We start from the raw sequence: 12580 nt of genomic DNA, 5'->3' as shown, positions 1-12580 counted from the left end.
TGTGTCGCGATTTTCTGCGGTTACTGATAACCCCCATGATGGGCGTTTTAACCAAAAAACGGGAATACTGCTTACTAACCTAGGTAGCCCTGATGCACCAACAGCTGCTGCGCTTCGTATATACTTACGTGAGTTTTTATCAGATCCACGCATTGTAGAAATACCACGCCTAGTATGGATGATAATTTTACATGGCATTATTTTGCGTGTGCGCCCTAAGCGTTCAGCTAAATTATACGAAAGTATATGGACCGAAAATGGCTCACCGCTTACTCACATTACTCGCCAACAAAGCGTAAAGCTAAATACCTTATTAAAAGAACAAGGTTATACCAATACTGAAGTGGTAATGGCTATGCGCTATGGTAATCCCTCAATAGAGGCAGGCCTTGAAGAGCTTCGTGATAAAGGCTTAACGCGTATTATTATATTGCCAATGTATCCGCAATATTCTAGCCCAACCACGGGTTCAACGTTCGATGCTGTATCAAGCGTACTGCGTAAATGGCGCTGGGTGCCAGAGCTGCATTTTATTAATGGCTATCATAAAAACACCCGTTATATTGAGTCACTTGCTAATAGTATTAGTGAGGATTTAGAAGCGAATGGTATGCCACAAAAAATTGTTTTTTCGTATCACGGTATGCCTAAACTATTTTTAGAGCGCGGCGATCCGTACCATTGCCTATGTTTACAAACCACGCGTTTAGTTGTCGAAAAACTGGGCCTTGATAAAGACAAAGTAATTAGTACTTTTCAAAGTCGATTTGGTAAAGCCGAGTGGTTAAAGCCTTACACCGACGCAACGCTTGAAGCCCTGCCTGATGAGGGTATTACCGATGTAGCCATTATCAGTCCTGCTTTTAGCGCCGACTGCCTAGAAACACTTGAAGAGCTGGAAGGCGAAAACCGAGAAATATTCGAAAACGCAGGCGGCAAAAAATACCGTTACATAGCGGCACTAAACGACAGAGACGACCACATAGAAGCTGTGTTTGATGTTATAAAACCGATGTTGTAAATCTGATTATAAAAGCACATAGCTATAAATAGTTCGCATTAAGCGGTGTTAAAATTAACACCGCTTTTTTGTTTTAAGGGCTTTTAAAATATTTAGTTAATTAATTCACAAAGAGGTTAAGAGGCGCTGCGCTTTTAGAGTAGTGATAAAACATAAAAATACTGTTTTTGGCTTTCTCATTTACTCCTCTTTTACTTCTCATTGTGCAAATAAAAGCTTTTAAAGGGCGAATTAATTCACAAAGAGCTTAAGAGACGCTGCGCTTTTTAAAGTAATGATAAAACATAAAAATACTGGTTTTTGTTTTTGGCTTTTCTCATTTACTCCCATTTTACTTCTCATCGTGCAAATAAAAGCTTTTAAAGGGCTAATTAATTCACAAAGAGGTTAGAAGCGCTGCGCTTTTAGAGTAGTGATAAAACATAAAAATACTGGTTTTTGTTTTTGGCTTTTCTCATTCACTCCTCTTTTACTTCTCATTGTGCAAATAAAAGCTTTTAAAGACCTAATTAATTCACAAAGAGGTTAAGAGGCACTGCGCTTTTAGAGTAAGTGATACATATTGGCCGATCTGGTTTTTCTCAGCTATTACTGATTACCTTATCTTTGTGGAAGAAATTACTTATACTTTTAATAATAATTAAAATAAATAAAAACGCATTGTGGAGGAGGAGAATACCTAAGCAACAGCAATTAAACGCTATCGCTTAAAGTATAAATCAATCGCTTTAGTGAGGAGCTCGTCGAGCTGTTCTTCAAATTCTTCTATATCAATATCAAAATGCTTTAAGTACGCATGAGCCTGCACAAGGGATAAATTACGGCTGTTAACGCTATATTGTCGCTCGTCTATGGCTTTATCGTAACGAGGTAAAAATACAAATTGGCCATAAAATGGTGACTTAATATGTTTATTTGCAAAACGACAAAAATCTTCAACATGCTCAGCACCCTTAGGGCCAAGGCAACCGGGCTCGATGCGATACATTAAGCGAATTTTTTTGTCGTCATTTATTTGCATATAAAGCCTTTATCTAAAAAACAGTACGCGTACTATTTTTCCATCTTTAATTTGGTAACTCGAAATAAGTTCTGAGCGTTTATCAACTACCTTTTCGTCAGTTGAGCAGGTTTCTGATAGTTCGTGATCAATCACTATATCGCCGTGCACTATGCGCTTAATTGGTGATGAGTGAATACACTTTAACTTTTTAAACATTAGCCCATAACGTTCTATTAGTTTTTCTTTACCTTTAAATAATAGCTCATTAGGGAAAATATAAAACTCAACATCTTCGGCATATACACGAAGAAACTCTTCAATGTTACGCGCGTTATACGCTTTAACTAACTGCTCTACTACCGCAAGTGATTCGCGCGATTGCTTAGCTTTAGTTTGTTGCTTAACTGTCAGCGCTTCTTTTGCTTGCGTAACTGCTTTTTCAGCTTCGGCTACAGCCACTGCTTTTTCTATTTTATTTTTCGGCTTTTCAGTAGGTTTAATCTGCTCGTTACCCAATACCTTTGAATCGTCTGGTTTAGTCGCATCAATTGTTGGCTTTTTAAGCTCAGGTGCTTTGTATTCAAGCGTATTTACTTTGTCGTCAGCTTTGACTTGAGTTACTGATTGCTCATCTTCAACTTTTGGTTTTTCAACGTTTGCTTGAGCTTCAACTTGCTGCTCTTTTTGCTCAGGCTCGCTTTGTTCTGCGGCGTAAGTAATAAGCGCAACGGTGGTAATTAACGAGGCAAAAATAATAGATAACGGTTTCATAACTTTCCTAAAATGAACACTAAACACGTGTAATACCAATTACATTAAATAAGTGATCTATTATAGCGTCAAGAAAATAGCACAATAACAAGGCGAAAATTGTGACATATAGTTGTTCTATATGAATAACTTTTAACGCAGTTAGTGAGTTATTTAATGCGATAGAATGATCATATTTTTGATAATATTGGTATAAGGGTGCAACATAGCAAATTTTAACGTTATCGGATAGTTAATACCACCACTGTAGCCTACCAGTACTGCTCTACAGTAATGTTACCGGGTGCTTTGCGGCGGTTACGCGTAAAGTTTTTATCGAGAAGTAGCGCGGTGGTGTCTTTTACCATTTGTGGATTTCCGCAAATCATAAATTGCGCGTTACTAGGCTCAGGATTTAATTTTACATGTTCAAACAAGCCGTTGCTCTCAATAGCGTTAGTAATCCGGCCACTTAAGCCTTGTAATGGCTCTTCTCTACTTACAACAGGAATGTAGTTGAGTTGTTCTGGGTACACTCTTAATAACTCGTTAATAAGTGCCTGATAGCTTAAGTCGTTATTAAAACGTACACCATGCACTAAGTTTATGCTTTTGTATTTTTTCCATACATCGGGCTGTTGTAATATCGATAAAAAAGGGCCTATGGCAGTGCCAGTACCTAACATCCAAAGCTGATCGCTTTGTGGTATTTCATCAAGGGTAAAAAAGCCGGTTGCGTGTTGTTCTATAAGTACGGTTTCGCCAGGTTGTAATGTAGCTAAACGAGGAGAAAGCAAACCGTCAATAACGTTAATAAGGTAAAATTCAAGATCGGGATTTTCAGGGGCATTCACATATGAATAAGCCCGAGCAATACGCTTGTCGCCATCCATTATAGAAAGCTTTGTAAATTGCCCTGCTTTAAACGGCTCTACATTAGCATTAACGGTTAAGCTAAAGAGCGTTTCGCTCCACCATGTTACGCTTTTTACTGTTGCTTCAACCCAATTAGACATAGTTACCTCTTGGTTTAGCCATTAAAGTTTTAAATAACTCACTCCATAAACATTAGCATTAAGTGACAAAGACTTACAGGAGAATATGACTAGATTTAAAGCAGTGATGTATGCAGAATTTACCAATAAAATAATGTGAATAATTAGCTCTGCGATAAGAGCCATTAATTGCATAAGGAAAAGCGAAGCAGCAGTAACTAAGAAAAATAAAGTCAAAAAAACAGTGCTTTTTTATTTTATCACTCACTTTAAAAGCGCTGCGTCTTATATCACCATTAGTGAATTATTTACTTGAAAAACTATTGCACTAGGAGAAGCCAAAGAGGAGTAAATGAGAAGAACCAAGCCAGAAAACGAGTATTTTATCACTCACTTTAAAAGCGCTGCGTCTTATATCACCATTAGTGAATTATTTACTTGAAAAACTATTGCACTAGGAGAAGCCAAAGAGGAGTAAATGAGAAGAACCAAGCCGAAAACGAGTATTTTATCACTGACTCTAAAAGCGTAGCGTCTCTTAACCTCTTAGTGAATTATTTATTTAAGCCTTTATTAATTAATTTTATAGTTAAACTCAAATTCCACACATAAAAAAACGGCGCTAAATTTAGCACCGTTTTTATAAGTAATGAGAAAAAGCGTTTACGCTTTTTTCTCTTCACAACTTGCTAGGTATTCGTCAAACGTACCTTGGAAGTCGATTACTTTTTTATCTTTAATATCAATGATACGCGTAGCTAATGACGAAACAAACTCACGGTCATGGCTTACAAAAATAAGCGTACCTTCAAAGTCTTTAAGCGCATTGTTAAGCGCTTCAATGGCTTCCATATCCATGTGGTTAGTTGGTTCGTCCATTACAAGAACGTTAACGTCTTGCATCATTAACTTACCAAATAACAGGCGGTTTTTTTCACCACCAGAACAGTTACGTGCTTTTTTGTTTGAATCGTCTGCTGTAAACAACAAACGGCCTAACATGCCACGAACCATTAAATCGTTGTGCTTAGCTGTGCGCCATTGCGACATCCAATCAAACAACGTTAAATCGTTTTCAAAATCTTTAGTGCTGTCTTGAGGGCAATAACCAAAGGTCGCATTTTCAGACCATTTAATTTCGCCTTCATTACTTTTAAGCTCATCTACTAAACAGCGTAAAAAGGTTGTTTTACCCACACCATTTTCGCCAATTACAGCAAGCTTAGCGCCAGCTTCAAGTAACAAATCGCCACCAGTAAATAACATTTCGCCATCAAAACCATGGCCAATCTTATTAACTTCAAGCGCTTGACGATACATTTTTTTACCTTCGTCAAACGAAAGCGATGGGCTCATACGGCTTGAAGATTTAACTTCATCAAGCTTAATTTTATCCATTTTTTTAGCGCGCGAACTTGCTTGTTTAGCTTTAGATGCATTAGCACCAAAACGGTTAACAAAGTCTTGTAGTTCGTCAATCTCAGCGCTCTTTTTAGCATTTTCAGCTAAAAGCTGTTCGCGTTGCAGACCAGCCGCTTCTAAAAATTTCTCATAGTTACCTGGGTAAATACGAAGCTCGCCGTAATCAATGTCGGCCATATGCGTACATACCGAGTTTAAAAAGTGACGGTCATGCGAAATAATTATCATCGTACATCTACGTTTATTTAGCTCGTTAGCAAGCCACGTAATTGTATGAATATCCAAGTTATTGGTAGGCTCATCCAGTAGCAAAATGTCAGGATTTGCAAATAACGCTTGTGCTAAAAGCACGCGTAGTTTCCAACCTGGGGCAACGTTTGCCATTAACCCGTAATGAAATTCTTTATCGATACCCGCTTCAAGCAAAATTTCTTCAGCACGGCTTTCTGCCGTGTAACCGTCCATTTCAGCAAATACGCTTTCAAGATCGGCTACTTTCATGCCGTCGTCTTCGCTCATTTCTGGTAACGAGTAAATACGTTCGCGCTCTTGCTTTACTTTCCAAAGCTCCACGTCGCCCATAATTACCGCGTCTACAACGCTGTATTGCTCAAAAGCAAACTGGTCTTGGCTTAGGTTACCTAATTTCAACCCTGGAGTAATAGATACATTACCCGCACTTGGAACAAGCGCACCGCTTAAAATTTTCATGAAAGTCGACTTGCCGCAGCCGTTAGCGCCAATTAAACCGTAACGGTTACCGTTACCAAATTTAGCTGAAATGTTTTCAAACAACGGCTCTGCGCCAAACTGCATCGTAATATTTGCGGTGGAGATCAAAAAGGGTAATCCTAGATTAGTACTGACAGGAGTACGCTGCAGCAATACGCCACAAACAAGAACCAGACAATAGGGTAAATTAGCTGGCGAATTATACAGATCAGCCACAACGAATGAAAGATAAAAGGCAGCTAATTTATAACCAAGCGAAAATAACGGCAATTCTCGTTTTTAAGCCACTATTTTTAGCGTGAGCGGTGGTACTTACTTACAGCGGGGAATGTAAGTAAGTACCACCGCCAGCAATATTAAATAAGTGTTGCAGTCAAAGAGCTAAGTTATTGCCCATGCTTTAATGCACAGGTTGATAAATTAACTTTATAGCGGCTGCATTTTTAGTAATTAATTGATTAACGGTCGCCACATCATCCAGTGTTAGCGACTCCTTACTTAGCATAAAGTGCACATTGTTAACGTTAATCGGTGTAATAGACTTTACCTGCGTAATTGAGGGGTGTTTTTTTACAAAGTACTGCGCAACCACAGAGTCTTCAATAACATAGTCGATTCGTTTTTTATCTAACATGCTAAATCGATTATTTGCTTGAGCAGTAAGCACTACCTGTGTTGAATACTTAGTTTTTAGTTGTTCAAGCTCGTTACCAAAAAAGCTTCCTCGGTTAATACCAGCTGTAAACTCTTTACTAAAAAGCTCAGGTAAACTTGTTACATCAGGCGAGTCTTTATGTTTATAAAGATGCATAACTTCTGCGCGGTAGGGCAAACTAAAGTGCGCATATTGAGCACGTTTTTTTGTGTAACTTGCCGCGTAGGTTATATCTACTCGGCCATTTTTAAGCTCAGCTTGAACACGCGAAAAACTCGGGAAATAAGTCCATTTAATACAAAATTTTGAATCTTTAAAAATAGCGTTTACAGCATCCACTTCTGTGCCTAAAAATGCATCACCTTGCTTAACAAGGTAAGGCGGCCAATTAGTTTCGTTAGTGCCCATCACTAATGTTTTTGTACATGCTAGGGCATTAAATTGAGTAAATAGCAGTGTTGTAAACGCTAAAAATAAAGTTTTCATTACACTCCTAGTATTTAAACAGCGCATTAAGTGCGGTTTCGTTTTTGTTTATATGATCATTAATTATTGCAAGTTCAGCAACCGATACCGTTTTTTTGCTAAACATTAAATAAATATCGTCTTTATTTACATACTCAATGTTGGTGACTAATTTTATGCTCGAGTTTTCTTTTGCAAAATAAGCACCCACTAACTCGTCTTCAATAGCAAAATCAATACGTTTTTTATTAAGCATTTCAAAGCGTTTACTGGTTGCACTGGTGTATTCAATTTGTTTTTTATGCGTTGTTTTATATTTTTCAAACTCTTCGCCGTAGTAACTTCCAAAGTTAGCGCCTATGGTTAAACCTTGGTCAAAAATATCAGCCAAACTTTTAACTACATGCGTATTGTTTTTGTTTTCGTATAAACGCATAACCTCAGTACGATAGCTAACAGTGTAGTGAGCGTATTTAGCACGTTTTTCGGTATAGCTACCAGCCCAACCCAAATCTATTCGGCCATGTCTAACTTCAGTAAAAGCGCGTTTAGAATTAGGCAGTAGCTCTACTTTAAAGCAAAAAGGGGAGTCTTTAAAAATTAGGTTAAGCGCATCAACTTCAGTACCTTTAAATACATCACTCATGCCTATTACATACGGCGGCCAAAAGGCATCGTGCGAGGCAACGCTAAAGGTTCTTTCGCAAGCAAATGCATTTATTTGAGCGGTAAACAGCACACATAAAAATATGGTTATTATTTTATTCATTGCGCCTCGGGTTTATTTATTTTTGTTTATTATTACAACAGTATAAACCAGCTTTTATATTTTAGCGGCGCGGGTTTGTGTGAATATGTAAATAGCTCGTAAAAATGTACTTGAGGATAAAGTAACCTAGGTATAGTTATTGGTCATCTAATCTAAAATTGTATTTATTGTGTGAATTTAATAGTCATATTGTTGGTAACCTTATCTACGGGTACACTAATAATAAATTAATACATAGCAGGTCACATTATGTCGCCAACTAAAATGCGTAACAATGTTATAAAAATCAGTGAATTAAGCACTAAAAAACCAAATTACTATTTTATACAAGGCTATTTAATGGGGTTAGGCGCATTACCCCAAATGCTTCCCCCGAGTGAGTGGCAACCTGATTTATTTGGAGGTATTAACCTTCAAAAAGAGAGCGAGCTAAAATATCTCGAAAGCTTAATGGCGTTGTATAACCAAAGCATGGATAAAGTAATTCAAAACGAATTAAAAATGCCAGCAAAATGCAGCCTATCCAAGCAAGACTACCGGGATTCGCTAAAGCCGAATATGCCCCTACCAAGTTACTGTAAAGGGGTTTTACAGGCGCTTAAACACATAAATAAACGTGCACTTAATGCACTACAAAAACAGGCTGTTGATAGCCTAAGTGGCGTTTTAAAAGCTTTTACTAGCGAAAAAGCAGCGGCAAAAGTATTTGGTGAATTTGCCCAATACAACGCCCAAGAATATAAACGTAATTATGTGTATTTTATGGCCGACGCTATTTTTGAACTTCGATTTAGTAACGACCTAACTTTAAGTGATGAAGATGAGGCACAATTTAACAACAGCTTTTTAGACGAAGAACCAAATGAATTAGATGAGCTTGATGAACTACTTGAACTGGTACTTGCCGACACAGAACTAAAAGCACTTGAGCCAATGCAGATGCTTTTAGAAATGATGGAAGGGCACATTACAAAGCAATTTATTAAAGACAACACAGGGCACTTTTGGGGATTGCACGAAACCCGCCCTTATATGATGCTGCGCGCGCATCGAGCAAAAATACACGCACTGCATGGTTATACCCAAAAAGCGCAGTCAGAACTCGAAGAGTTATTAACGCTAAACCCAAACGACAATCAAGCAAACCGCTTTTTGTTAATGAACTGCCTAATAATTAATAAAGAATGGGACAAGTTAGACGCTCTATTGGTTAAGTCCGACAGTGAAGAACTACACGCAACAGCAAGCCGTGCGCTAAGTGCTTTTGTAAAACATGGCGATTCAAAACCCGCTAACGATTACAAAAAAATGCTCCAGCAGCAAAATAAACACTTTAGCAAAATACTTACAGGGCAAGAAAAACTAAAAGAACAACAGTCGCCATATTTTAGCCCAGGCAGCAAAGAAGAGGTAGGTGTTTACCTTGATTCACTAGGTAAACAGGCGTGGATTTCGGTGCCTGCGAGTCTTTTTTGGCTAAGAAAAAAGTAAATAAAAAACGTTTAGCGTGATTTATATCGCGCTAAACATAACGCAGATTCAATTTGAAGTGCATAACCGCTTTTTAAATTTTTTATTCAATAGTAGAAATCACGCTTGTTAAGCGTGCAGCATCAATGTCGCTTATGTTCGCAAAGCGCCATACTTGAAATAATAAATTTCAAACCCGTCAATAAACACATAACATTCAGAAGTCATCGTTAATAACCTGCGCTTTATTGGTTTTACGTTGCCGTGCATTGTAGCCACCTACATCGGCGGCTAATTCATTAATTTCATCAAGGAGCGATCCTTGTAATTGCAGCACAACTAAAGCTTCAAATAAAATATCGCTTTTAACTGTCTCGCCTTGCTCAAGTTTTTGCACAGTAGAGCGCGACACACCAATCATTTTTGCAAAGGTGCTTTGCGTGTAATGCAAAGTGCGGTGCTGGCGTATTAAATCACCTAATCGCTGCGCCATTTTTAAAGCTTGTTCCGATCTCATTAATGAGTGCCTACTCGGTCATTAAGGTGTTAATGATTATTTTAGCGGTATTTGGCTTGTTTGCAAATAAAAGTGATGATTGAAAAGTTATTGGTAATTTGTTTGTTGGTGTTTTAGATCAGAGATTTTTAATGAGAGGCGGCTTAATATCTCGGTACCAAGGATTGCAAGCGCCCTTGGAATCTGACAACACACTAGAGGAGCACAGATAAAGGCGTTTGTATTGCATTTTAAATTTTATACTGCGTATGTATCACTTAAAATCAGTGCTTAATAACAATGGCGTATTAATTTAAAAATTTCTACTTATTAAGCCTATATTTAATACGCTTGTTCCTGTAGATTAAACAAATAATGAATGCAGTATTAACAGTGTCTTAGCTGTTAAACGATTAGCCAAGGAGCGGTGAGTCTCGTGTCAAACACCACACTTACTTATTACAACCAAAATGCCAAAGCCTTTAGCGACTCAACACTTAACGTTGATATGTCGGCGCTTTATGCTGAGTTTTTACCGCACGTTGCACAACACGGGCGTATTTTAGATGCCGGTTGTGGCAGCGCTCGCGATGCCGCATTTTTTAAAGCGCAGGGTTTTACTGTGAGTGCGTTTGATGCAAGCCCAGAGCTGGCAGAGTTGGCAAGCAGTTACTTACAGCAACCTGTAGCGGTTAAAACATTCCAAGAGCTAAATTGTGTAAACCAATACGACGGTATTTGGTGCTGCGCGAGTTTATTACACGTTCCAAAAGCTGAGTTACCAGAGGTGTTTTTAAACCTACAAAATGCGCTTAAACCGAATGGCGTTTTGTATGTATCGTTTAAATATGGCACGCAAGAGCGTGTACATAATGGTCGTGAATTTACCGATTTAAATGAAAGTACTTTAACTGCATTAATAGATCAGCTCACCGAGCTTAAAATAATAAAACAATGGCAAAGTATTGATCAGCGTCCAGAGCGCGAAAGTGAAGTATGGCTCAATGCCTTAATAAAAAAGTGACTAATATATGACAAATGGAATGAAACAACAGCTCGAATTTATTGCTTATATACAACGTATGTTAGTTGAAGGTGAATTCACAGCTACTTATAAATATGCATTGTTGCATGCTATTGCAGATGTATGTATAGAACAGCCGCTTCAATCAGAGCAATCAGAGCTGAAAATAGATTTAGCGACATTAACCGACAAGCTAATTGTTTTATATTGGCATCATGCAGTGCCGTTTGCGCCAGATAAGATTGGCAAAGATGCATTACTAAGACAAAGTAACGACACACAGTCTAAAGTGATTTCACTACTTTATAATTGTCAGCAAAAAAATATTACTCACCTACAGCAATTAAAACGAAGTAAATACTATAAAACGACCCATAGTGAAGTGTTAGCTACTTTGACGAAACAACCGTTATGGCGTTTACAGAAGCTATCTAAACAAGAAGTATGTTTTTTATACCCGCATACTAATAGTAAAGAATACATTACGTTAAATGCAGGTATCGCCGACTGTTTTAGGCGCTTTTACGATCTAGTAACCTATTTAGCTAAAAGTGGTTGGTTACAAAAAATTCAAAGCATAACGCACAACCAAGCGTTAATTGGCCCGCCAAGCCAACTACAAAAATTTTTATTTGGGATAGACCGCAGCGCACTCACTAAAGCAAAACCTGTTTTAGTAGAGCTGCAATCAAATACGTGTTTTTATTGCCAAAAGCCAATGAAAGACGATGTTGATGTTGATCACTTTATACCGTTTTCCCGCTACACAAACGATCTTGGACATAACTTTGTGGCCGCGCACCGAGCATGTAATAAGAGCAAAAGCAATTTTTTAGCTGCGCAACAACACCGTGAGCGCTGGCAAAATCAAAATTTGGTTGTTAACAGCCAAATTATTAGTGACGAGCTAAGCGCGTATTTTCATTGCGATGCCGATAAATCTCTCGCTGTAAGCAATTGGGCGTATCAGGTAGCAGAATCAAGCAGTGCTAAATTATGGCTTGGCAAAAACAGTTTTGAACAAGCAAAACCAACGGCTGAGTTGTTTACGCTTCCCAATGCACCACAACCTGAGTTAAATCAAGTTGCTGAACCAGCCGTTAGTTTAAAATCAATTGATAACGCATTAAAGCTGCCGTACTTCCCAAATATTAAAATAGCCTGTGGGCATTTTAAAACAGGCGATAGCAGCGATGTTGAATATTTAGAAGCGCCACTTGGCGCAGGCAAGCTTGATCCAAATGTGCATTTTTTAGCACGCGCATCGGGCAACTCTATGAATGGCGGTAAACACCCAATATTTGATGGTGATTTACTGCTACTTGAACTTATAACACCCGATAAAGCGGGTTCGCTACGCGACCAAATAGTTGTTATAGAGCGAGATGAAATAGACGGGGAAGGTCAGTATTTACTTCGTAAAGTAAATAAATTACCAAACGGGCAATATGAGCTAATTGCTCAAAACCCAGATTACGAAGTAATGATTGCAGATGAAAGCATGCGAACGTTCGCACGCTTTAAACAGGTGGTTTTGTAGTCACGATTTTATATCGCGATCATAAATTTTTCTTGATATTCAAGGGATTAAAAACCTCTATTCGAGGTTATATCGCGTTGACGATGGCAACCAAAGGGCGGCTGCCGCCGACCGCCCTTTGGAATCCCACGGCGCACCCGAGGATCACACTTTATCTTCAACTTACGTGAATGATGTGAACGTAACCAGCGTAGATAGGCCATCCATGGCCAAGCTACGCTTTGTACAGCATCCATGC

Annotated in this window: 11 protein-coding genes; 4 read left to right on the top strand and 7 right to left on the bottom strand. The window is 38.4% G+C overall.

Annotation, left to right across the window (positions count from 1 at the left end):
* Position 1: 1 nt before the first annotated feature.
* On the top strand, positions 2-1021 hold the full coding sequence (hemH, locus tag GQR52_RS13525; RefSeq protein WP_007583511.1) for a ferrochelatase: 1020 nt from the start codon (positions 2-4) through the stop codon (positions 1019-1021).
* Positions 1022-1721: 700 nt separating this feature from the next.
* On the opposite strand, the gene GQR52_RS13520 is transcribed toward hemH, so the two are convergent.
* From GQR52_RS13520 to GQR52_RS13495, 6 genes are all read right to left on the bottom strand, one after another.
* Positions 1722-2042, bottom strand: coding sequence for a hypothetical protein (locus tag GQR52_RS13520; RefSeq protein WP_165728791.1), 321 nt, complete (start codon positions 2040-2042; stop codon positions 1722-1724).
* A gap of 9 nt (positions 2043-2051) precedes the next feature.
* Positions 2052-2795: a nuclear transport factor 2 family protein gene (locus GQR52_RS13515; RefSeq protein WP_165728790.1), complete on the bottom strand. Its 744-nt coding sequence runs from the start codon at positions 2793-2795 to the stop codon at positions 2052-2054.
* A 251-nt stretch (positions 2796-3046) separates the two neighbouring features.
* The gene (locus GQR52_RS13510; RefSeq protein WP_101164395.1) at positions 3047-3790 is read right to left on the bottom strand and encodes a ferredoxin--NADP reductase; all 744 of its coding nucleotides are present in this window, start codon (positions 3788-3790) and stop codon (positions 3047-3049) included.
* Positions 3791-4432: 642 nt separating this feature from the next.
* On the bottom strand, positions 4433-6031 hold the full coding sequence (locus tag GQR52_RS13505) for an ABC-F family ATPase (protein WP_165728789.1): 1599 nt from the start codon (positions 6029-6031) through the stop codon (positions 4433-4435).
* Positions 6032-6323: 292 nt separating this feature from the next.
* Complete coding sequence (locus tag GQR52_RS13500; protein ID WP_165728788.1) at positions 6324-7064, bottom strand: transporter substrate-binding domain-containing protein; 741 nt, start codon at positions 7062-7064, stop codon at positions 6324-6326.
* A gap of 7 nt (positions 7065-7071) precedes the next feature.
* Complete coding sequence (locus GQR52_RS13495; protein ID WP_165728787.1) at positions 7072-7812, bottom strand: transporter substrate-binding domain-containing protein; 741 nt, start codon at positions 7810-7812, stop codon at positions 7072-7074.
* 249 nt (positions 7813-8061) lie between these two features.
* Here GQR52_RS13495 and GQR52_RS13490 point away from each other — a divergent pair, with 249 nt between their 5' ends.
* A complete protein-coding gene (locus tag GQR52_RS13490) occupies positions 8062-9303 on the top strand; it encodes a UPF0149 family protein (RefSeq protein ID WP_165728786.1) in 1242 nt (413 codons plus the stop codon).
* Positions 9304-9499: 196 nt separating this feature from the next.
* Here GQR52_RS13490 and GQR52_RS13485 read toward each other — a convergent pair whose 3' ends face one another.
* Complete coding sequence (locus GQR52_RS13485; protein ID WP_024591148.1) at positions 9500-9799, bottom strand: helix-turn-helix transcriptional regulator; 300 nt, start codon at positions 9797-9799, stop codon at positions 9500-9502.
* Between the two features lie 415 nt (positions 9800-10214).
* Between GQR52_RS13485 and GQR52_RS13480 the strand changes: the two genes are divergently transcribed.
* Positions 10215-10802, top strand: coding sequence for a class I SAM-dependent methyltransferase (locus tag GQR52_RS13480; RefSeq protein WP_165728785.1), 588 nt, complete (start codon positions 10215-10217; stop codon positions 10800-10802).
* A 7-nt stretch (positions 10803-10809) separates the two neighbouring features.
* On the top strand, positions 10810-12342 hold the full coding sequence (locus GQR52_RS13475) for a S24 family peptidase (protein WP_165728784.1): 1533 nt from the start codon (positions 10810-10812) through the stop codon (positions 12340-12342).
* Positions 12343-12580: the final 238 nt, after the last annotated feature.

Source organism: Pseudoalteromonas sp. 31A1 (assembly GCF_011378815.1).
In the GTDB taxonomy this organism is placed as follows: Bacteria; Pseudomonadota; Gammaproteobacteria; order Enterobacterales; family Alteromonadaceae; genus Pseudoalteromonas; species Pseudoalteromonas arctica.
The sequence above is the reverse complement of the archived record's forward strand: the minus strand, read 5'-3'. Positions and strand labels throughout refer to the sequence as shown.